The organism is Paenibacillus sp. PAMC21692 (assembly GCF_014303795.1).
Lineage (GTDB): Bacteria > Bacillota > Bacilli > Paenibacillales > Paenibacillaceae > Pristimantibacillus > Pristimantibacillus agaridevorans.
Genome location: NZ_CP060293.1, coordinates 5,507,714 through 5,527,996 on the forward strand (window position 1 = coordinate 5,507,714; position 20,283 = coordinate 5,527,996).

At 51.3% G+C, this 20,283-nt stretch carries 24 protein-coding genes; 1 reads left to right on the plus strand and 23 read right to left on the minus strand.

Annotated features, from left to right (window positions below):
• Position 1: 1 nt before the first annotated feature.
• The 10 genes from panC to H7F31_RS22330 form a co-directional block, all read right to left on the minus strand.
• On the minus strand, positions 2–886 hold the full coding sequence (gene panC / locus H7F31_RS22285; RefSeq protein ID WP_187100592.1) for a pantoate--beta-alanine ligase: 885 nt from the start codon (positions 884–886) through the stop codon (positions 2–4).
• Positions 883–1,788: a 3-methyl-2-oxobutanoate hydroxymethyltransferase gene (panB, locus tag H7F31_RS22290; protein ID WP_187100593.1), complete on the minus strand. Its 906-nt coding sequence runs from the start codon at positions 1,786–1,788 to the stop codon at positions 883–885. The genes panC and panB overlap by 4 nt, the downstream gene beginning before the upstream one ends.
• Before the next feature lie 353 nt (positions 1,789–2,141).
• Entirely contained in the window at positions 2,142–3,122 is a 981-nt protein-coding gene (locus tag H7F31_RS22295; protein WP_187100594.1) for a biotin--[acetyl-CoA-carboxylase] ligase, read from the minus strand.
• Positions 3,123–3,133: 11 nt separating this feature from the next.
• Complete coding sequence (locus H7F31_RS22300) at positions 3,134–4,423, minus strand: CCA tRNA nucleotidyltransferase (RefSeq protein WP_187100595.1); 1,290 nt, start codon at positions 4,421–4,423, stop codon at positions 3,134–3,136.
• On the minus strand, positions 4,420–5,580 hold the full coding sequence (bshA, locus tag H7F31_RS22305; RefSeq protein WP_187100596.1) for an N-acetyl-alpha-D-glucosaminyl L-malate synthase BshA: 1,161 nt from the start codon (positions 5,578–5,580) through the stop codon (positions 4,420–4,422). Before bshA ends, H7F31_RS22300 begins: the two co-directional genes overlap by 4 nt.
• A gap of 84 nt (positions 5,581–5,664) precedes the next feature.
• On the minus strand, positions 5,665–6,360 hold the full coding sequence (gene bshB1 / locus H7F31_RS22310; protein WP_261800546.1) for a bacillithiol biosynthesis deacetylase BshB1: 696 nt from the start codon (positions 6,358–6,360) through the stop codon (positions 5,665–5,667).
• On the minus strand, positions 6,357–6,779 hold the full coding sequence (gene mgsA / locus H7F31_RS22315) for a methylglyoxal synthase (RefSeq protein ID WP_087566970.1): 423 nt from the start codon (positions 6,777–6,779) through the stop codon (positions 6,357–6,359). The genes bshB1 and mgsA overlap by 4 nt, the downstream gene beginning before the upstream one ends.
• 72 nt (positions 6,780–6,851) lie before the next feature.
• On the minus strand, positions 6,852–7,658 hold the full coding sequence (dapB, locus tag H7F31_RS22320) for a 4-hydroxy-tetrahydrodipicolinate reductase (protein ID WP_187100598.1): 807 nt from the start codon (positions 7,656–7,658) through the stop codon (positions 6,852–6,854).
• 10 nt (positions 7,659–7,668) lie between these two features.
• The gene (locus tag H7F31_RS22325) at positions 7,669–8,184 is read right to left on the minus strand and encodes a tetratricopeptide repeat protein (RefSeq protein WP_187105479.1); all 516 of its coding nucleotides are present in this window, start codon (positions 8,182–8,184) and stop codon (positions 7,669–7,671) included.
• A gap of 69 nt (positions 8,185–8,253) precedes the next feature.
• Positions 8,254–8,577, minus strand: a complete 324-nt coding sequence (locus tag H7F31_RS22330; protein WP_087566973.1) for a nucleotide pyrophosphohydrolase — start codon at positions 8,575–8,577, stop codon at positions 8,254–8,256.
• Positions 8,578–8,731: 154 nt separating this feature from the next.
• Between H7F31_RS22330 and H7F31_RS22335 the strand changes: the two genes are divergently transcribed.
• Positions 8,732–9,580 (plus strand): YitT family protein, encoded by an 849-nt coding sequence (locus tag H7F31_RS22335; RefSeq protein WP_261800547.1) that lies wholly within the window; start codon positions 8,732–8,734, stop codon positions 9,578–9,580.
• A gap of 24 nt (positions 9,581–9,604) precedes the next feature.
• Here the strand turns inward: H7F31_RS22335 and H7F31_RS22340 are convergent, their stop codons facing one another.
• The 13 genes from H7F31_RS22340 to H7F31_RS22400 all read right to left on the minus strand — a co-directional run bounded on the left by H7F31_RS22340 (position 9,605) and on the right by H7F31_RS22400 (position 20,273).
• Positions 9,605–10,492: a sporulation protein YpjB gene (locus H7F31_RS22340; protein ID WP_187100600.1), complete on the minus strand. Its 888-nt coding sequence runs from the start codon at positions 10,490–10,492 to the stop codon at positions 9,605–9,607.
• 58 nt (positions 10,493–10,550) lie between these two features.
• Positions 10,551–11,180, minus strand: coding sequence for a DUF1405 domain-containing protein (locus tag H7F31_RS22345; protein ID WP_187100601.1), 630 nt, complete (start codon positions 11,178–11,180; stop codon positions 10,551–10,553).
• A gap of 61 nt (positions 11,181–11,241) precedes the next feature.
• Positions 11,242–12,090 (minus strand): menaquinol-cytochrome c reductase cytochrome b/c subunit, encoded by an 849-nt coding sequence (locus H7F31_RS22350; protein WP_187100602.1) that lies wholly within the window; start codon positions 12,088–12,090, stop codon positions 11,242–11,244.
• 18 nt (positions 12,091–12,108) lie between these two features.
• A complete protein-coding gene (gene qcrB, locus H7F31_RS22355; protein ID WP_087566978.1) occupies positions 12,109–12,780 on the minus strand; it encodes a menaquinol-cytochrome c reductase cytochrome b subunit in 672 nt (223 codons plus the stop codon).
• Positions 12,781–12,796: 16 nt separating this feature from the next.
• Positions 12,797–13,327, minus strand: a complete 531-nt coding sequence (locus H7F31_RS22360) for a QcrA and Rieske domain-containing protein (protein WP_187100603.1) — start codon at positions 13,325–13,327, stop codon at positions 12,797–12,799.
• Between the two features lie 239 nt (positions 13,328–13,566).
• The gene (locus H7F31_RS22365) at positions 13,567–13,992 is read right to left on the minus strand and encodes a DUF2487 family protein (protein WP_187100604.1); all 426 of its coding nucleotides are present in this window, start codon (positions 13,990–13,992) and stop codon (positions 13,567–13,569) included.
• A gap of 112 nt (positions 13,993–14,104) precedes the next feature.
• Positions 14,105–14,287: an IDEAL domain-containing protein gene (locus H7F31_RS22370; RefSeq protein ID WP_087566980.1), complete on the minus strand. Its 183-nt coding sequence runs from the start codon at positions 14,285–14,287 to the stop codon at positions 14,105–14,107.
• Positions 14,288–14,308: 21 nt separating this feature from the next.
• Positions 14,309–14,815: a gamma carbonic anhydrase family protein gene (locus H7F31_RS22375; protein WP_087566981.1), complete on the minus strand. Its 507-nt coding sequence runs from the start codon at positions 14,813–14,815 to the stop codon at positions 14,309–14,311.
• 67 nt (positions 14,816–14,882) lie between these two features.
• The gene (locus tag H7F31_RS22380) at positions 14,883–16,040 is read right to left on the minus strand and encodes a hypothetical protein (protein ID WP_187100605.1); all 1,158 of its coding nucleotides are present in this window, start codon (positions 16,038–16,040) and stop codon (positions 14,883–14,885) included.
• An 848-nt stretch (positions 16,041–16,888) separates the two neighbouring features.
• Positions 16,889–17,476 (minus strand): histidine phosphatase family protein, encoded by a 588-nt coding sequence (locus tag H7F31_RS22385; protein WP_187100606.1) that lies wholly within the window; start codon positions 17,474–17,476, stop codon positions 16,889–16,891.
• Positions 17,477–17,521: 45 nt separating this feature from the next.
• A complete protein-coding gene (locus H7F31_RS22390; protein ID WP_087566984.1) occupies positions 17,522–18,127 on the minus strand; it encodes an anti-sigma factor family protein in 606 nt (201 codons plus the stop codon).
• Complete coding sequence (locus H7F31_RS22395; RefSeq protein WP_187100607.1) at positions 18,124–18,720, minus strand: RNA polymerase sigma factor; 597 nt, start codon at positions 18,718–18,720, stop codon at positions 18,124–18,126. Before H7F31_RS22395 ends, H7F31_RS22390 begins: the two co-directional genes overlap by 4 nt.
• Positions 18,721–19,181: 461 nt before the next feature.
• Positions 19,182–20,273: a prephenate dehydrogenase gene (locus H7F31_RS22400; RefSeq protein WP_187100608.1), complete on the minus strand. Its 1,092-nt coding sequence runs from the start codon at positions 20,271–20,273 to the stop codon at positions 19,182–19,184.
• Between the last annotated feature and the right edge of the window lie 10 nt (positions 20,274–20,283).

Below are 20,283 nucleotides of genomic sequence, written 5' to 3' on the forward strand. Positions count from 1 at the left end.
ATCATTCACCTCCGCCAATCTTGGATGTTTCGAATAAACGATTGTCGATTAATCGCGTAGTCCCGAACTTTACAGCAAGTGCCAGTATAACGGTACCGTTATTGGAAGATAACTGCGCCTCTTCGTCAATCAACGATAGCCCGGGATAGGCTAGCAGCTCCACATAATCGATAATTGCCTGATCCGCCTCGCGAATATGCGATTCCACGCGCTGCTTGAGCCCGCTTGCCGTCATGCCTGGCTCCTTCAGCCACTCCTTTGCGAGGTTTAACGCTTGGGACAGCCTTACGGCTTGACTGCGATGCTCTGCCGACAAGTATACATTGCGGGAGCTTAACGCAAGACCATCGGGCTCGCGCACAGTCTCGCATCGTACAATCTCGATATCAAAATTCAGGTCGTGCACCATCTGTTCAATAACGGCGACCTGCTGAGCATCCTTCATCCCGAAGTAGGCGCGCGAAGGCTTAAGGAGATGGAACAGCTTGCTGACAACCGTTCCTACGCCGTCAAAGTGGCCAGGCCGGGAAGCGCCGCACATCCTGTCCGTTACTTCGTCCACAATCACCTTAGTTAAGGGACGCCCGGGGTACATCTCTTGCACAGTCGGCAGAAAGACGACATCGACTCCGCACTCCGCCGCAATAGCAAGATCTCTTTCTTCATCCCGCGGGTAACGATCCAGGTCTTCCTTGGGGCCGAATTGAAGCGGATTGACGAAGATGCTTAGCGCGGCCACGTCGTTCTCTTCTCTCGCCTTTCTGAGCAGACTGGCATGCCCCTCGTGGAGGTAACCCATCGTAGGCACGAATCCGAGCGACTTGCCGTCCGATGCCCGTTCACCCAGTGCAGACTTCAGTTCCTGGATGGTTCGGCATACAATCATGAGTATTGGACCCCTTTCCTTACATCTGCGGGTGGTTGTTCCGAAGAGTCGGAAGTTCCACCGTACAGCGTTTCCGATGTCTTTGCTTCAGCCTGCGGCTGGAAGGTATGCTCCTCCGCCGGGAATGCGCCGCTCTTTACATCCTGCGAGAAAGCTTCTATCGCCTGTCTAACCGTGGTGCCGAGATCCGCGTAGGTTTTCACGAATTTTTTCTCGAAATACGGAGAAGCGTATTGCAGCAAATCATGGTAGACCAGTACTTGCCCGTCGCAAGCCCGTCCAGCGCCGATTCCGATCGTCGGAATCGATAAGGCTTTGGTAATCGCCGCGGCCAGTGGCTCCGTCAAAAGCTCTAGCACAATAGCGAAAGCGCCTGCTTTCTCCAGCGCCAAAGCATCCTTCATAAGCCGTTCCGCATCCTTCTCCAGCTTGCCTTGCACTTTGTACCCGCTAAGTTGATGAACGGATTGGGGTGTCAGCCCGATATGGCCCATTACAGGAATCCCGGCCTTTACCAATGCTTCTACATCGCCCGTAATTTCCGAACCGCCCTCCAGCTTGACGGCTTGGGCGCCGCCCTGCTGCATGATGCGCGCAGCATTGGTCAAAGTAGCCTCCCGGCTCGCCCCGTAAGTCATGAAGGGCATGTCGGCTATAATAAACGTATGGGTTGCCGCTCGCGCGACAGCTCTCGTATGATACACGATATCTTCAATTGTGACCGGAATGGTCGTTTCATATCCAAGTACTACATTACCTAGCGAGTCGCCTACCAATAAGGTGTCGATCCCCGCTTCCTCCGCCAGCTTGGCCGACGGATAGTCATAAGCTGTCACCATGGAAATCGCATTGCGTTCCTGCTTCATCTTCTGAAGACCGGATATTGTCAGTCGTTTCCTCATCAGCTCACTCCCTCTCTTCTTCGCTTTTTGTTCGTGCTCTCACTTGACCTTGTTGTTGCCTATTCTAAACACAAAAAAACCTTTTAGCCGCTGTGCTAAAGGTTGCCGAATCAAAAAGGAAATACATGCTTGTCGTGCTTCCTTCTGTCTCGGTCCTTGGCGGCTCAGAGCAGAATGCGCATCCCAATCATTGTCACTAGCAAATTATTGGAAAAATGCCGACCATCCTAACGGTGCAGCTCCAAAAACGAATGCCGCCCGCTTGACTACAGTGTATCAAAAAAAATGCGCTCCGTAAACGGCGCCTCCGTCAATTGCATGCAAGAGGCGCTCGATTTTCTGTTGAATGATTATCACTTTGTTAAAGGTTCGCCCATCTCCGCCGAAAATAAAGTAACGAGAGTTCCGTCCTCGCGGCGAACCCGGATGGCTCCGCTATCGTGGAGCGATTCCGGCACTCCCGATATCTCTCCTTGCGGCGTTGTCAGCAACACCTTTTGGCCAAGCGAGACCGCCAACGACTCCCATAAATCGGCGATCGGCCGAAAGCCTTGCTGCAGGAACAGCTCGTACAGCTCTTCCCACTCCTTCAAAAAAGCCGCGATCAATCCCGTTCTGTCGAACGGTCGGCCGGCAGCAATACGTAGAGACACGGCCTTCTCAAGCACTTCCTCGGGATAATCGTTAGCAGCAAGATTTACGCTGATGCCGATACCTGCGACTATGTGTTTGAGACGTTCGTCTTCGGCAGCCGACTCCAGCAATATGCCGCTTATTTTGCGGCCTTCGATGAGGAGATCATTCGGCCATTTAATGCCGACATTAAGCTCCGTCACTCGTCTAAGGCTTCGGCACAACGCAACTGCCGTTAAAAGCGTAAGCTGCGGAGCGCAGTGGATCGGTACGGATGGCCTTAACACCATGCTCATCCAGATTCCTTTGCCATAAGGCGAAACCCAGCTGCGGCCCATTCGTCCCCTGCCGTTTTTTTGCTGCTCCGCAATGACGAGATAACCTTCGGCTTCCCCTTGCTCCGCCGCGTTTCGAGCCAGGTCCTGCGTGGACGTCACTTCGCCTTCAACACGCAGAATTTTTCCGAACGTCCTCGTGTCCAATGCTCTGGCAATCGTCTCGGTATCCAGTCGATCCGGCTGGTAAATCAGCTTGTAGCCCAGCCTGGTCGAAGCCTCGAATTCGTAGCCCGCTCCTTCCAGCTTCTTGATGGATTTCCAGATCGCCGTGCGGCTGACGTTAAGCTCCTCGCTGAGCCTCTCGCCCGACAAGTACTGACCGGGATGATCGCGGAACAATTGCGAGAGTCTATCCATACTCATCTTCTAACCCCCTATTCCTCTTCTCTGGCGATGGCAGCAGCTAACAACCGAGGTTTGACGTTATCCAAACGTCCGAGAGCGGTTTGGAGCATGAGATGGTCCAGGCTTTCCTTAAGCCACGGACCCGGCTTCTTGCCTATCGCTTTGGCAAGCTCAGCTCCATTTATGTCTAGATCCTTGACGGACCGCACCGGAGCATCCTGCAATTGTTTATTCAGAGCCCCTAGCGACGAAGGTGATAGGATCAACAGAGCGGAATTCATGGGTATGCACGCTTGGATAATAAGCCAGTCAGCAGCCGCAGCCGCGCCGTGATGCAGGAATAATCCGGCGAATCTCTCCATCATCTTCTCCAGCAAGGAACGGTCGGCTAGATCTTGCAATCCTGCGCGCATGGATTCGTGAAATCGAATTATGGGCAGGATCCGCTTTGATTTTTTGTTGGACATATGAAGCGACTCCAATGCAGCTTCGGTTTCCTGCAGCGTCCAAGACCCCGCAAGGAAAACCGACGCCCAACGGACATCTAAGTCGTTAATGCCGTCCAGGAAGCTCAGATCGACTTGCCGAAGCGCTGGATCGCCGAGCTTGTCCGCATTGCCCAAAGGCAGCTTCGTCCTCGACAACAGCCCGCTCGCAAGCAGCCAGGTCAAACATCTTGCCGGACGGCTGCTTGCCATCATTTTGTCCAGCTCGGCTAGAATGCGCTCCATCGCTACATGCCGAAGCAGCTCTCGATGACGTTGCAGCGCCCGCCAGACGGACGCTGATGGGTGAAAGCCATAGACGCCGATAAATCGGATTGCCCGCACCATCCGAAGCGCATCTTCCATTAATCGATCGTCTGCATTGCCTACACAGCGCAATACGCCACGGCGCAAATCGCGCAATCCGCCATATGGATCATGGATAACTCCTAGACCGCTTAAGGCCATGGCGTTAACTGTGAAATCCCGTCTTAGCAAGTCCTCATCCAGATCGGTCACATAGGTGACGGCGCTTGGCTTACGGTAATTCTCGTATTGTTCTTCCTTCCGGTAGGTCGTTACCTCGTATGGCGTACCTTCCAGCATGACCGTCACCGTACCATGGGCAAGCCCTGTCGGAATGCAGCGCGGGAACAGCTCCATTACTTCTTCCGGCTTCGCCGCGGTCGCGATATCGATGTCCTTAACGGGTATGCCCAGGATGGCGTCCCGAACCGCCCCTCCCACGAACACAGCCTGATAACCCGCTTGCTCCAGCTGCCTTATGATCGGCAAACCCGCCTTCATGGCAGGCGTTAGTTCAATTGTATTCATTCGCAGACAGGTTCGGGCAAGTTCGCCTCGATGCCCAGCACCCGATAATAAATTTGTTCGTATTGCGTGGTCACTTTATCGTTGCAGAACTCGAATCGGGCTCTATGCAGACATGCCTCGCGGAACCTGGCAGCCAACACCGGATCTGTTAGAATAGCCTCCGCATTACGCGCCATCTCTTCTACATCGCCTATGTTGGACAGGTAGCCAGTCTCGCCGTGCGTGACAAGCTCCGGAATGCCCCCCGCATTTGAGCCGACTGTCGGCACGCCGCAAGCCATCGCCTCAAGCGCCACAAGACCGAAACTTTCCTTTTCCGATGGCAGAAGCAGCACGTCGGCAAGCGAGATGACCTGCGCGACATCCTCTTGTTTCCCTAGAAACTGCACCCGATCCTCAAGTCCCAGATTACGAATCATGCACTGAATCTTGGACTGCTCCGGTCCTTCGCCTACAAGCAGCAGCCGCGATTTCACTTTTTTGGAGACGCGCGCGAAAATATCCACGACGTCACTGACTCGTTTAACCGGACGGAAATTGGATATATGCATTAGAATCTTTTCGTCCGGCGCCGCGAAATCACGCCGCAGGCTTTCCACTTCGCGAGGATAATAAACCCGTTTGTCAACGAAGTTGTACGTCAGATCGATCGGCGTCGTTATATCGAGAAGTTTGCGGGTTTCCTGGATGAGATCATCCGATACCGCCGTCACGGCATCGCTTTGGTGAATGGCGAGCCGGATTAGATCCTTAAGCGATTCGTCCTGCGCGAGCACCGTAATATCCGTTCCATGCAGCGTCGTTACCGTTTTTAAGCCATCGCAGCTCATTTGCTTCGCCAGATAGGCACAGACGGCATGCGGAATCGCATAATGGACATGCAAGACATCGAGTTTCTGCATCTTGACTACTTGAGCCATCTTGCTTGCCAGCGACAGATCATATGGTGGATATTTAAACACGTAATAATCGTTAACTTCCACTTCGTGGAAAAAAATATTTTTATGAAATTTCCCCAATCGGAACGGAATGCTGTGCGTAATAAAATGAATTTCATGCCCTCGTTCCGCGAGCAGCTTGCCGAGTTCCGTCGCTACGACGCCGGAACCGCCCAATGTGGGATAACAGGTAATGCCGATTTTGAGTTTCCTGGTCATGATTGCCGCACCTCCTGCTGTTGAACCGCTATTCATATGTATTCCGGATTGGTTGTACGTTAGTTCTTTACATTACGCACTTCGTCAAAAGGTTGTTATGCCGTATGGTCGTTTGATCGCGAAACCTTCGGCGTACTGCCAGCCCCGTCCTTGCGCGAGCAAGTAGTCTCTTGCCTCAACCCGCTCCAAATATCCATTAGTGAGCGGAGTTGCAACAGAATCCGTTGTGGCGGACAGCTGGAATTGCGAACGATAGGCCTTAAGCGCTGCGCGCTTCTGCTCGTACACGCTCGAAACGTCTATCGCCAGCGATACCTGATCCATATCGTTAATAAAATAATAAATGAGCTGCTCCACCTGTACGGGAGGCAGATGCGACAAATAATGGCGAAGCTTGGCATTAAATACGGCCTCTTCGATCAGTTTGCTGGCTTGCACATGATCGGGGTGACGATCAACCCAATACGGAGCGAAAACGAGCCTTGGACGCCATCTGCGAATCTCTTCGACTACGCGTTCGATGTGAGCGCCGCTTAGCGAAAGGCCTCTGTCAGGCAGAGACAGATTGGTCCGTGCAAATAAACCAAGCACCGCGGCCGCTGCGTCGGCTTCTTGCCGACGCAGCTCCACGGTGCCGTTGGATGACATTTCTGCTTGTGTCAGATCGCATATGACGATGCGCCGGCCGTCTTTTGCATGCTTCGCGATCGTGCCGCCCATGCCGATCTCCGCATCGTCGGCATGGGCGCCGAATACGAGAATATCGACGGACTCCATTATTCGCCCACTCCGGGCTTGTATTTGTGGACAAGCTCTCGCCATGCAAAGTCGCCGCGTTCTACGGCCTTAACAAGCACCTCGGCTGTGGCGATATTTGTGGCTACCGGAATGCCCTGCACGTCGCAGAGTCGGAGCAATGCGATAATATCCGGCTCGTGCGGCTGGGCCATCAACGGGTCGCGAAGGAAGATAATGAGATCCATCTCGTTCTGCGCAACCATGGCGCCTATCTGCTGATCTCCTCCCAAAGGCCCCGACATAAACCGGTGAATGGACAAGTCTGTTTGTTCCATAATGCGGGCGCCCGTCGTGCCGGTAGAATATAATTGGTGTGGAACGAAAACATGTTCGTATGCCGTAACGAAATTGACGATCTCGTCCTTCTTTCTGTCGTGGGCAATAAAGGCGATATTAAGCATGACGTACCCCTCTCTAGCTGAACAATGATAGGTTAGAAACGTTATGAATCCATGATGTTTCGATAACTAAGGTTAATCCATGATGTGCTCAAAGCCGTAGATGAGCCCGGCATACGTCATTACTTTCTTGACCGCCACGTTCACGCCAGGCATATAACCTGCACGATCGTAAGAATCATGGCGAATCTTGAGTGTTTGGCCGTAGCCGCCGAAGATGACTTCCTGTTGAGCGAATACCCCCGGCAATCTGACGCTATGTATCCGGAAGCCATTATAATAGCCGCCCCGTGATCCTTCAATTGTCTCTTCTTCCTTTGGGTTGCCTTGACGAAGCTCTTCGCGAACCTGCGAGATCAGCTCCGCGGTTTTGATCGACGTGCCGGAAGGCGCATCCAGCTTCTGATCGCCATGATATTCGATAATTTCGACATGAGGCATATATTTGGAGGCCTGCGCGGCGAATTTCATCATAAGAATGGCGCCAATCGAGAAGTTCGGCGCGATCAGTCCGCCGATTCCCTTCGACTTGCAGAGCTCGTCCAGCTCCACAATTTGTTCAGGCGTAAAACCCGTCGTTCCGATGATTGGACGAACACCGTATTCGATTGCGGTCTTCGTATTGCCATAGGCCGCCTGCGGCACTGTAAAGTCGACGAGAACATCGGCCTTGGCCGAACTGAGCGCTTCGTCCAGCGTCGCGCTGACGATTACGCCGCAATTGGGCTTGCCCGCGAAAATGGCGGCATCAACAGGTCCTGACGAAGGACTGACTGCAGCTACAAGCTGAAGCGTTTCATCCTCCAGCACCATTTTTACGACCTCGCGCCCCATTCGGCCGGCTGCTCCGATTACCGCTACTTTTATAAGATCAGTTGACATGACGATCACCCTATCCTTTGCTATTCTTCCTTTTCTTCCGCCTCGTGTCGGCGTACAGCCGTCGTGCCGCTGCATGCTGAGGGTCCAGCTTCAAAGCTTCCTTGACAAGCTTGCCGGCACGTTCGTAATCGCCTTCCGTATAGCGCACCATCGCAAGCGTATAAAAACCGTCAAAGCTTAACGGATCAAGCGAGATCGCTTCCGCAAGCTTATCTCCCGCTTCCAGAAGCCGCGGCGGTACCGATGCGAGCAGTACGTCGACCTCCTCAAGCAGCAGCTTGGAGCGAATCAACTCCGAATAATAAATATATTCGTCGTTGTCCGGCTCAAGCGCGATAGCCGTGTCCGAGTAATGTTTTGCCTTGGTCCACTTATTGCTTCTGGCGCAGGAAACCGCGCATTTATGATAATAGCCGGCATTGTCCGGCTCCGCCTTGATCGCGAGCTCGAACCAATGAATCGCGCTTTCGAAATCGCCGTGAAGAATGTAGTCGTACGCCTTGCGTATGCAGCTTTCCCCGTCCATATCCGTCCCTTCCTCCTTGTACAGGATTGATGGTACAGCATATGTCGGGAGCTTGCTTACAGTTCGTTTTTATTTCTTCGTCCAGCGGTTCGCATCACGCGTGTTGAACTTGTGCATCACTTTATTATGGGCTTCTGTCAGATCGATGTCGAGTGAATTTGCGAAACATGATAAAATAAACAGGATGTCCCCAAGCTCCATCTCGACACTGTTGTCCGCTTCGTCTGCTTTTTTTGGTTTTTCGCCATATTTATGGTTAATTTCCCTGGCCAGCTCCCCGACTTCTTCCGACAAGCGGGCCATTAATGACAGCGGGCTAAAGTATCCTTCCTTAAATTGCGAGATATAATCGTCAACTTCGCGTTGAATATCCGCCAATGACTTTTCACTCATGACTGCGCTTCCTTTCCTGTCAATCGCTATTCTTTTCTATGTTACCGTATTGCTCGGGCGAAAATCAATGTTTTTTCAAGGCTGTAAATTAGCCATACTAAGAGCAACAACCGCTTACAAACCGAAGGGGGTTTTCTGTTCCGTGAACCGCATCATGTCCCAAGCCAGAATCATATTGCCCATCCTCGTCGGTACAGCCGTCTACGCATTCGGCCTTCAATATTTCCTGCTGCCCAATTCCTTAATGGAAGGCGGGGTAACCGGTATCGGAGTTCTGTTGAACTATGCAGCGGGATGGCCTCTCTCCGTTACGACACTGGTATTGAACATTCCCCTGTTCCTGCTTGGCTGGAAGGCTCTCGGCAAGCTGCAGATGCTTTATACGATTATCGGCACTGTCTCCCTGTCGTTGTTCCTGGCGTTGTTCGAATTACTCATCCGGAACCATTGGATCATTCCGTTCCACAGTTCCAACGATAACATGCTTATTGCGCTATACGCGGGAGCCACCTTAGGAGCGGGTCTCGGCATCGTCTTCCGATTCGGCGGCACCACAGGCGGCATTGACATTATAGCCAGAATTTTGTCAAGGCGAGGCTTCAGCATGGGACAGATCATCCTTGTATTCGATGCGGTGATAATCGGCGTCTCCTTGATCTACATATCGCTAGAGAAGGTACTTTATACGTTAGTTGTTGTATTCATCGCATCCAAGATCATCGATTTTATCCAGGACGGCGCCTATTCCGCCAAATCAGCCTCCATTATTTCGGATCATAGCAAGGCAATCGCGGACCGCATCACGGTTGAACTGGAACGGGGGGTTACCCTGATGCCGGCTAAGGGGGCATTCTCCGGGCAAAGCAAAGAGATCGTCTATTGCGTCGTGGGACGGTACGAAACCCGCCGCCTCAAAAGCATTGTACGCAATATCGATCCCCGAGCGTTTATCGTTATTACCGATGTTCATGACGTTTTTGGTGAAGGCTTTAAGGAAGAATAGCAATTGAACTACTACCCTTTAAAATTATTTTATGGATTTGACTCCGTAAGGCATCTGGCGGTATTTTCTCCAGCCCACATAGGTCAGAACTGCCGATATCATCGTCCCCATAAAGAAAGCCCAACGCAGGGGATATACAGCAGTAGCCGGAGCTAAGGCTGGCATATCGCCGGTTTCTTTTCGGAAGATGTTATCCAACACGGCAACTGCCCCGTCCAGCGATTCCAGCGCGTTTCTGAGAGACGTCGCTGCGCTGGATCCCCTATCCGTTTTAAGCGCATTTATCCTCTTGTCCACGTAGTCCATTCGTTGTATCAGCTCTTGAGTACGCATGCTGTGGCCGCTGATGGCAGCTGCCGCGTCCATCCGAAACACATGCATCCGCATCGTCTCAAGCAGCGCGCCTGCTGCATTAGCTGCCGCTTTCGTATCGTTCGTGCTTCTCTTTAAGGCTTGTCCTATCAAGGCGACATCCTCTCGCAGCAAATAATCGTATTGCAGCCACAAGGAGCCATTGCCGCTGACGACGGCATCCAGAGACAATCGGACTTTGACGGCAAGCTCCCGCCATTCGTTGCCTGGCGCGCTCCTCGAAAGCGCCGTTTCAATGGCGGTCAGATCGGCTGCTACTGCATTCCAGCCCTCTGCATAACCATAGGAAAGCAACAGCTTATTGCTCATTCCTTTTTGCAGCTTCTGCACTTGCATATAAGCAGACTGACGATTATTATTTATGGCGGCATTATACAACGCAATCCCTATCTCGTCCATCCGATATAACGAATCGTAAGGCTTCCCCGAAAACAAAGACAGTGCCTGAGAAGTCGCTCCCGCTCCTCCCCAGACGACGCTCGCCGATCCGATTGTCATGAAGATACATATGATAAATGGAACTGCAACCCGTATTCTCACGAACATCTCCCCCCATAGACCATACTATGAGGAGTTGTCCAAGCTTATGACAGAGGGATCAGGATTTGCGGAATCGGCCCGCTAACCAGGCCGCGGCAAAACTCGCCAGCGAAAGCCCATACGTAAACAGCTCGACTGCGGCTCTGTCGTCTTCAAGCTCGTCCGGCAGCCAGGGATTGACGTTAAGCGTGTAATCCACGGTGTCGTTAATCAGCAGCCAACCTAACGCCACGGCAAACGCCGCCGTACCGGCTTTCATAAACCTGACATATAGCAGCGCTTCGACCGCCATTGCCAAATGAGAGACGATCAGCATGTAATGGGTCCAATTTAACACGTCTCCTTGCGCTGCCCCGGCTACGATCATCGAGACCGCCCAAATCCCGTATTTGACGGATGTGACGACAGCCAGCGCTTCGACAAGGACCCTTGCCATATTGGCGATGCGGGTAGGTTTCGTAATGGGGAATAGCAGATATAATAGTGACATAGTAAAGAATAAACTTGCAGTCGGTGAATCCGGTACAAACGGCAGCGTCCACAGCGGCTTGTTGGCAGCTGTCCACTGCAATTGGCTGTCATACCAAATGTACCCGTATATCGTACCGAGCAAGTTGCAAATAAACAACAGCCACAGAAATGATCGATTGAGCAGAAAACCTTTGCTCCAGAAGAAGGAGATCCCCATAACGTTCTTCCTTTCAAAAAGAACCTGACCGTATATTACCGATCAGGTTCTTGACGATTAATTATTGAGTCTGTTTGGTCAGCCAAACCGCAATGGAGTCAATTTCTTCAGTAGACAGTTGACCATTGTAAGCTGGCATTGCATTTCGACCGTTCGTAATCGTGTCCGCAATCTCTTCTTTGCTGAGACGATTACCGATACCGAGCAAAGCAGGTCCAGCACCGCCGTTAAGATCAGCTGCGTGACAGCCGATGCATTGCGCTTGAATAATCGCTACTGCAGGATCATCGGGTTCGATAAAGGCTGCAGCCTTCTTAAGCGGATTCGGTCTCGGTTCGCCGCGTTCGATCGCTTCTTTCGCTTTGTCCGCGCGAACGTGATGTTCCGGTGTTTGACCGTTCTGATCCAGCATATGCTGGTAGTGGTCCCATGATACGACTGTCAAGTATATGCATGCTGCCAAGGACAGCAACATAAGAGAAGAAGCAATCGGACGACGGTAGAAACGGCGTTCTTTGCCTGTATCCAGGAACGGAGCCAGTAGCAAAGCTCCAAACATGATAGCAGGTACGCCCATCGTACCGAGCAATACATAATCTTGCGATACGTACGGATATTTTAGAAATTGGTACAGGAACAAGAAGTACCAGTCCGGCATCGGGATAAACGCGGTGTTCGTTGGATCCGCGGGATAACCCAGCGGAGCCGGCTCCGCGATCGTCCATGCCAGGAATCCCACAAGCACGACGCAGCCGACCATCCATTCCTTAAGCAGGAAGTTCGGGATGAAGGCTTCCGACTTGCCCGGGAACGAAGTGTAGTCGGGAGGCGTCTGGATGCCTGCGCCTTTCTTGACACGAGAGTCGCCAACGTATACGACTTTCTCGTTCGATTTATGACCATGCGCCATAAGATAGCCCTCCTTCGCTTAAAGTGGTCCTGAAATGCCTTGCTTCCGGATCATCAGGAAATGCGCCGCCAGCATGGCGATCAGTGCGCCAGGCAGGAAGAATACGTGAATCGCGAAGAATCGAGTCAGCGTCTGCGCGCCTACGATGTCGCCCCCGTACAGGAAGTCGGCGATGTACGATCCGATGTACGGTACGGATGCAGCGATTTCAACCCCTACCTTAGTTGCGTAGTAAGCTTTGTTATCCCATGGAAGCAGGTAGCCCGTAAAGCCCAGGCCCAGCATAATGAAGAAAATCAGCATTCCGACTACCCAGTTCATCTCGCGCGGCGCCTTATAGGAGCCGGTAAAGAAGACGCGAAGTGTATGTAGGAACATCATTACAATAACCAAGCTTGCGCCGAAATGGTGCATGCCGCGAACAATTTGTCCGAAGGCAACCTGGTGTTGCAGGAAGTCAACGCTCGCGTAAGCGTTAATAATATCCGGCACATAATACATCGTCAGGAACATGCCCGACAGAATCTGAATAACCGTGATAAAAAACGTCAAGCCACCGAAGCAATAGACAAATGCGGAGAAGTGATGCGCCGGGTTAACATGCTCCGGAACTTCATGGTCCGCCACGTCTCTCCAAAGCGGCGTAATGTCAAGACGTTCGTCGATCCAGTTGTATACATTCTTAAACATCTGAAATACGCCCTCCTTAGACTCTAGTGTTCGGTTTGATGGCTCCTAGATAAATAAAGCCTTGGTCGATCATGACGTCATACTCGTCTAGCGGCGTATTCGCGACGGTAATGTTCTTGCCGTCCTTCGAGTAACGCGCGTCGTGACACGGACAGTCGTATTCGTTTTTCCCTTTCGCGTTCCAGGCTATCGTGCAGCCTAGATGCTTACAGATTGGAGACAGCGCGAAAACTTCTCCTTGCTCGTTCTTGGAGATCCAAGCAACCAGCTCCGGTTCGCTTTCGTACCATCCATCGACCTGGTGAATTTTAAATTTAAATTCCTGCGGTTCGTTCGTTATCTTGCTTTCTTCGATAACCTTTACGAACGTGCCTTCTCCCTTCTTCTTAAGAAGAGGATCTACCGCAAAGCGAACCATCGGCAGCACGGCACCGCCCATCATAAAAGCCGTTGTTCCGCCAAGCGTGTATGACAGGAATTGACGCCGGGACATTTCTTTACGCTGAACGGGACGATGCGACGTCTCGTGTTGTTCATGATTACTCATCTTCTGTTCTAACCCCCCTTTGCCAACCATATCTCGCGTCTTGCCGCACGGCAAAAACACATGACGAACTAGGACATTACTTATAATAGCCTAGGTGCTTGGGAGCGTCAAGAATATGGCCCGATATTTGCGTCATTCTGGAAATGGCGTTCAATAATTTGTTGTCAATTTGTCACATTTGACCTGCTATGGCATTTGTTTTCCCCATAATTCGATCATATTATACGGAAACCATGGCATTATGAAGGAGATCCGCCACCCCATAGCTCTCTAATTTGTGAACTCACGAATGCAGGCTGGAGTCCTTCGCCGTTATCATCCGTTTGCAAAATGAGATCAGCGCCGGATAGGGTCATGTCCAGCAGCGGGTTGGCGGTTGCGATGATAATGTATGCAAATCCCGCATCCCTAAGTTTATCGACGTACCCTGCCAAGAAGGCTCCTGCCGCCTCTGCTTTAGCTAAATAATGACAAGCCGGATAAGTTACGACCCTGCCCTTAAAAGGGATCTCGACAAGATCCAGCACGTCTCTGAGCTTCTCCAGCTTCTCAGTAGCTTCGTAAGGCGACTCTCCCCCCGTCAAGCCCGTTACGGGCAGCAGGCAGGTGTCCAGATAGGGCGACAGCTCGTCCCACTGCTCATTTTCGATTTCACTGAATTTCATTCCGAATTCCCCGTTTCTTTTTTCCTCTCCCATCCTGTCCTTACCATTCTACAAAAGAAAGCTTCCATACGCCAGTGCGGAATGTTCCGACCTGCCAGGAAGCTTCTTTGCTCTATTGTTTCAGCTCATTCAGTTGCTTGACTAGACGGTAGAACGTATCCTCATCGCCGTCTGCAAGCGCCTTATCGATGGCGTGGTGCAACTGCTTTGTTTGAAATTTGAGCACCGCTTCGTCCAGCACCATCTCTGCTGCCAAAGCTAGCATCGCCTCGTACGTTACTTTCATTTTGTCCATAGGATACACCTCCACATCGGCTCATGAGATCCTATATTCGATTCCTTTCGTTACGTAGCTTTCCATCGTCCTTCTCATTCGCTGCAAATCGTCATCTGTCAATTCTCTTACGACTCTGGCAGGCGTTCCGAGCGAAAGCGTATAGGATGGTACCTTCTTGTTCTCCGTAACAATCGAACCGGCCCCTATTAAAGCATATTCACCGATGTCGGCGCCGTTTAGTACGATTGCCCCCATTCCGATTAATGTGCCTCTGCCCACCTTGCATCCATGGATGATGGCGCTGTGGCCGACCGACACTTCATCTTCCAGTATAAGCGGCTGATCTGTATTGACATGCCCTACTACGTTATCCTGTATATTGCAGCGTTCACCGATGCGGATTGGCGCCAGATCGCCTCTTAGAACAGCATTGAACCATACGGTGCCGAAAGCTCCCATGGATACGTCGCCAATGATCCGCGCTCCCTCTGCCACATAGCAGTCTTTTTCAAACGCCGGAACGATTCCCTTGTAAGGTATGAACATATTGTATATACTCTCCCTTCTCTACCTCTATTGGTGGGAGAGATTTTACCAATTGGCGAAATCAAAGTCAATGGGCCAGCTTCAATCCCTTTCCCGAGACGATTGCTTCTCCTGCTTTCGTCATCCTTACAACCGTGCCGTACACGGGATGCTCCCCAAGTCTCAGCAACCCCAGATGCATCATAACCGTCAAGATCCTTCGCTCCATAATCGCGTCGGCATCATCGTAATAATAAGGTTTTACGAAAGGTAGCAGCACCTTTTTGATCGAATCCGCGCTGACCCATTCTCCAGCGAGCGCTCCTATCCAATGAACGAGCGACAAGAGATTCGCTACGGGCCCCTTGTACAGGCGGAGCCAATAAGCGTATAGTGCCTCTCGCTCCTCGGGCGGTACTCCCTTAAGACGCTCTAGTCCTTTGTCGGTGACGGAAAGGCATTCGTTTTTTTCGCTGAGATAGCCGTTGCTGGCACAGAAATCGTACAGCAGCGAGAAACGATCTGGATACACATTAAAGTGGCGGCCGTACCCGAAGCGCCATGCTCCTTTGCCAGGCAGTTCCTCCCGCACGCTCATTCGGTCCAGAAGCTGCAGTAAAAACCGCTTGTACATCGAGCCATCTGCTGTCAGCTGTATTTCATTATGGTGCACGTAGTGCAGCAGATGCTTGATATCTTCTGTCATGAGGTCCTGCTCGTCTCTGTACATCGGCGGATCATCCGTATAGACGAGCTCCTTCGCGAATCGGCGTTGAAGCGTCTCTTTAAATCTCGTCTTCAAATCGCGCGGCACTTGAAACAAGTAACGATTGGGTCCGCTGAAGCCATTGAATAACCAACCCTGATGCTTGAAGCGCGCAATCACGTCTCTAGGACTTGGCGGCGGCGCAGGCACTACATTTTTTTTGCCTCGCTTTGCTTTGGATGTTGGCTTCTCGGGAGCCGCAATCTGCTCGATGCCAAAACGTGATTGCTGAACTCTCGCGATCAAATCCTCCAGACTGTACGATTCGCGCGCTTCGAACAACAACGAGTTCAGAAATCGCATTTCCTCGAGCTTCATGACGTCGATCTGCTCCTCGAATACGTCATGACGGCTTACTCTTGCCAGAATGGACTGGATAAGCTCATTTTTGGAATTGCCGTTGCACTCGCACTTATACACATCCGCTATTCGACTGAGCTGGCCGATATCCGCGTATCCGAGCATATCCGATAGGTTCATGGGTTACTCCTTTCTTCGCGGATCGGTAGAAAATATTTTCATGGCGATCGCTCAAAGGTTTTATTCCCATTATTGGACAATTCCGAATTTTAATACCTCATAGGGAGAGAGAGTGTCCTTGGTCTTGTTTCAAGAACAGATTGGCCGCTATCTGGCAATTGTGACGAACGAAATAGGTTTTTTGCCTCATTTAGGCGCTCAACCCGATTTTTCACCTACTTTTTGGACCTATAAGCGTTACTAACGCTCATGGCTGCTAATTGGAGTTACTTTCCGATCCATCGGCGTTTTTAACGACTACAGCTGCTCGTTCGCACCGCCAACCAATTTCCCCCATTACAGCTAAAGCTCGTTAGCCGCAGTCTGGTATGCTGCGCAGTGAATTAAAGGCTGATTGTAACGGACGCCACAGTCGCTATTTCGCAATAATGGGGCCTGTTCAAATTGTTACGGACACAGACGACCTTATTTCCGTCAAAACCGCATAGAATGGGCGGAAATGCACCAAATAGCGTCATCTGAGTCCATTAGATTTTCAATATCGCGATAATGCTGCAAACAGAGGCTCTGAGGTCCGTTAGCGAAAGCAGAACGTTTCAGCTCCGTTACTCACAATGAATCGACAGCCTCTTACACGACCTTATTCGCATCATCATAACGCAAATTGGCTCCATTACGGCCCAATAGTGTTTTTCCTGTCCGTTAGACTGGGTTGACGTTAATAATCAGACAAATAGCGATGCTGGTGTCTGTTAGATTTTTTAACCTTTTGTTCACAAGTCTTGGAGTTGCATCATTTCCAAACAAAAAAACCGCTCATTCGTCCATGTGGACGAATAGCGGTTTTTTTATTGCTTCACGGTATCCAGGTGTTGCGTACAATTATGAAGGACCGGCTCCCACTTCTCTTCGTTCAACGACAGGATCGAGTAAGACAAATTGCCGAGGCGTTGATCTTGAAGCGTGGAGCACATCGCTTGCAGCAGATGGGCGATGAAGCTGCCGTGCGATACGATAAGAATGTTGCTCGCTTCTTCCGCTCGCGCCAGCTCAGTGATCAAGCTCATCCCTCTCGCCCGCATCTCCGTATCAGATTCCGCGCCTAACTTCAGACTGCGCCAGTCTGCTCCCCACTTTTCGACTCGCTGCGGCTCTGTCGTTCCTTCAACCTCGCCGAAATAACGTTCTCGCAGCCTTGTATCCGGCGCGAGCAACGGCACTTGCAGCCGGTCTGCAATAATTTCCGCTGTTTTCCGGGCACGGACCAAGTCGCTGGATAACACGACATCCCAGATTTTTTGCTCCGTACTCAGTCTTTCCGCAAGAGCAGCAGCTTGCTTCAAACCTCTCTCGTTGAGCGGAATATCCGTCTGACCTTGCAGTATGCCTGCGGCATTCCAATCTGTTTCTCCATGCCTAACCAATCCGATGAACAATGGATTTCACTCCTTCTGTCTGCGTGCGTCTTGCCGTAGGTTCGATCAGTGCCGCGTACGGGACAGCCAGTTCATAATGAGAAGCGCCATCACCAGGCCCAGAAGCGAGAGTGCGACGTAATATTGCGGGAATGTCGGCACTACCTGCAAGACGAATGGATCGCTGATACTGGCAACCGGTACTTCCGCGTAAAAGCCGGTAGCGCCGAACACATCGTCTCCCGAAGCTTTAGCCGTATCAATAAGCCCGGTCATTGCTTGCATTTGAGCCTGGGTGGGCGCATCCCTGTAATCGAATACGAATACAAAGAAAGCGACGGCAAACATCGCCATACATGCCGCGATCAATATCGACATGTTGCGCCGGAACGACTTGGAAAATTGATAGCTTTTGCTCGGAACCGGCATGAACCACGATTGTTCTGCATAAATGCGGTCCATCACGTTACGAGTCACATGCTCGGAAGGTCCTATGACGACTTCCTGCTCCGATAACTCCCGGATCAGACTGTCGCTCTCTTCCCATAAGCCGAACAACGTCGAACAATCCGGGCAGTCCAGCAGGTGCGCTTCCATCTCAATTCGAATCCCGTCGTTCTCGGACATGTCTCCGTACATCGGGAGTTTATCCTGAACTTCCGCACATCTCATCTTATATTCATCCCCTCGAATGGCTCCATCGATGTCATTCCTCCGAAATACGGCTCGAGCTGCGACTTCACGCTGGCTCTTGCACGGAACAGAAGCGACTTGACGGAGCTGACCGATTGTCCCAGAATGCTTGCGATCTCTTGGTAATCGAGTTGGTCATATTCTCGCAGAATGAGCGCGGAGCGCTGTTTCTCAGGCAGATTGTTAATGGCATCCCTCACCATGGTCATTCGCTCGTTGCGCAGCAATTGCTGCTCGGGCGCCAAATCCGGCGACGCCAGCGGCTCAAAGCCGGCTTCATCCAGCGAGACGTTAGCCGCCTTGCTTTTGCGCAGCTCGCTTAGCACCGTATTGCGCGCAATCGTATACAACCATGTCGAAAATGAAGCGTCCATCTCCCTGAAGGAATGCAAACTCCGATAGGCTTTATAGAATGTTTCTGAGCATAAATCCTCGGCAAGCAATTCCAGCTTCGAGCTCTTCAGCATATGGAAGATAAAGGCCATAATCTTACGCTGATACCGGCTCATTAGCTCGGAGTACAGGTCGACATTGCCATCCTTTATCTCACGTATAAGCTGGGAATCAGTCATGACAGGCGAACCTCCTCCACCTGCAGGTTATTCCCGGACCACCTGTAACATTGTACTGGTACGGGAGCCAAAAGTTGCGGTCGACTTCAGAAATTGTGAATCGAGGCCGCGGTAATTAAGTATTCGAGTTCCATTATCAAATTCCTGCTTCTTTCGACAAAAAGGATATTTATCCTTCATCCCCCTTTTGTTCCAATAACTAGCGATTGAGTTCCGATAACGAAAAAACGGCAAAAAAAAAACCACTCCGAGGAGTGGCCAGCATTCATGCCGAACGCTGAAGTATTGGATAGGAGTGGAGAGAAACCATACTGTACTTTTATTATATGTATACGCTTCCAGTTTGTCAATAAGCGCTTTCATTTTTCTTTCGGCATCTTATGGCATTTTGATTCTTTTGAAAAAACTCTCCGGTCTTCCCGATAGGGCAGCCGGAGAGTTCTCGTTGCAAGCTGGAAACGTTATTGATGGACAGCGTAACCCGTTCGATCCAGCAGCGCGATGGCCCCGTCCAAATCATCCTGCGTCCTGAAGGACAGCCGGAGCACGCCGGGCACATCCTCCCTGCTCTCTATGATCTGAAGATTGCTGAGGTTAATCCGATTGTTTCCTAGCTCCGTCGCGATTCTTCCGATGATGCCGGGATGATCGGGAACGTCGACATAACAATCATATACGGAATGTATCATGCCCTTCCGACGCTCTGGCATTCGGCTGCGGAAGTCGCCAGCCGTACGGAACGATTGTTCGATGCCGGCGCCGTCCATCTCTTCCAGCATCTTCGCAAAACCTTCCATCTCCGACTTCCAGTCGCCAAGCAGCTTCAAGAGCACTTGCCGATTATCGATCAGAATGTCTCGCCACAGAGCGGGATCGCCGGAAGCTATCCGCGTAATATCGCGGAAGCCTCCGGCCGCAAGCGATTCGTATAAGCCGTTGTGTTCATTATATCCTCGAACTTGATTGACAAGCGCTACAGCGATGATATGAGGAAGATGGCTGATAGCGCCCACAATATCATCATGGGACTCGGCATCCACCTTTACAATATTCGCTCTTGTGTGCGACAGCAGCTCAGTGAGCCGCTCTACCGACTCTGGCGTCGCAGAATCGCTAGGCGTTAGTACGTAGAAGGCATTCTCCAGGAGATGGTACGAGGCAGCCTCTACGCCTGTTCGTTCTGAGCCGGCCATTGGATGACCGCCGATGAACACGGCGTTGCTTAACTTGAGGGTTTCCGCATAAGTCGTCACAGAAGACTTCGTACTGCCAACATCCGTAACGATGCATCCCTTTTTGAGATTGAACGTGTTGATCTGATCCAGATACTCCTGCATCATGCCGACCGGCACACACAAGAAAATAAAGTCCGCAGCTTCTGCAGCTTCTTGCACAGAGGTCGTGCCTTCGTCTACAACGCCTCGTTGCAAATATTTTTCGACCGAAGCCGGACGATTGGAAAAGCCGATCACTTTTATGCCCGGCTTTCCCTTAAGGCATAACGCGATGGAGCCTCCGATAAGTCCGACGCCGAATATAGAAACAGTTATCATCCTGATTGGT

Bases quoted from the DNA above. Each gene is read 5' to 3' on its own strand.
- panC (WP_187100592.1), bottom strand. From the start codon at position 886: ATGATTGTATGCCGAACCATCCAGGAACTGAAGTCTGCACTGGGTGAA.
- panB (WP_187100593.1), bottom strand. From the start codon at position 1,788: ATGAGGAAACGACTGACAATATCCGGTCTTCAGAAGATGAAGCAGGAA.
- H7F31_RS22295 (WP_187100594.1), bottom strand. From the start codon at position 3,122: ATGAGTATGGATAGACTCTCGCAATTGTTCCGCGATCATCCCGGTCAG.
- H7F31_RS22300 (WP_187100595.1), bottom strand. From the start codon at position 4,423: ATGAATACAATTGAACTAACGCCTGCCATGAAGGCGGGTTTGCCGATC.
- bshA (WP_187100596.1), bottom strand. From the start codon at position 5,580: ATGACCAGGAAACTCAAAATCGGCATTACCTGTTATCCCACATTGGGC.
- mgsA (WP_087566970.1), bottom strand. From the start codon at position 6,779: ATGCTTAATATCGCCTTTATTGCCCACGACAGAAAGAAGGACGAGATC.
- dapB (WP_187100598.1), bottom strand. From the start codon at position 7,658: ATGTCAACTGATCTTATAAAAGTAGCGGTAATCGGAGCAGCCGGCCGA.
- H7F31_RS22325 (WP_187105479.1), bottom strand. From the start codon at position 8,184: ATGGACGGGGAAAGCTGCATACGCAAGGCGTACGACTACATTCTTCAC.
- H7F31_RS22330 (WP_087566973.1), bottom strand. From the start codon at position 8,577: ATGAGTGAAAAGTCATTGGCGGATATTCAACGCGAAGTTGACGATTAT.
- H7F31_RS22335 (WP_261800547.1), top strand. From the start codon at position 8,732: ATGTCCCAAGCCAGAATCATATTGCCCATCCTCGTCGGTACAGCCGTC.
- H7F31_RS22345 (WP_187100601.1), bottom strand. From the start codon at position 11,180: ATGGGGATCTCCTTCTTCTGGAGCAAAGGTTTTCTGCTCAATCGATCA.
- H7F31_RS22350 (WP_187100602.1), bottom strand. From the start codon at position 12,090: ATGGCGCATGGTCATAAATCGAACGAGAAAGTCGTATACGTTGGCGAC.
- qcrB (WP_087566978.1), bottom strand. From the start codon at position 12,780: ATGTTTAAGAATGTATACAACTGGATCGACGAACGTCTTGACATTACG.
- H7F31_RS22360 (WP_187100603.1), bottom strand. From the start codon at position 13,327: ATGAGTAATCATGAACAACACGAGACGTCGCATCGTCCCGTTCAGCGT.
- H7F31_RS22365 (WP_187100604.1), bottom strand. From the start codon at position 13,992: ATGAAATTCAGTGAAATCGAAAATGAGCAGTGGGACGAGCTGTCGCCC.
- H7F31_RS22370 (WP_087566980.1), bottom strand. From the start codon at position 14,287: ATGGACAAAATGAAAGTAACGTACGAGGCGATGCTAGCTTTGGCAGCA.
- H7F31_RS22375 (WP_087566981.1), bottom strand. From the start codon at position 14,815: ATGTTCATACCTTACAAGGGAATCGTTCCGGCGTTTGAAAAAGACTGC.
- H7F31_RS22380 (WP_187100605.1), bottom strand. From the start codon at position 16,040: ATGAACCTATCGGATATGCTCGGATACGCGGATATCGGCCAGCTCAGT.
- H7F31_RS22390 (WP_087566984.1), bottom strand. From the start codon at position 18,127: ATGAGATGTGCGGAAGTTCAGGATAAACTCCCGATGTACGGAGACATG.
- H7F31_RS22395 (WP_187100607.1), bottom strand. From the start codon at position 18,720: ATGACTGATTCCCAGCTTATACGTGAGATAAAGGATGGCAATGTCGAC.
- H7F31_RS22400 (WP_187100608.1), bottom strand. From the start codon at position 20,273: ATGATAACTGTTTCTATATTCGGCGTCGGACTTATCGGAGGCTCCATC.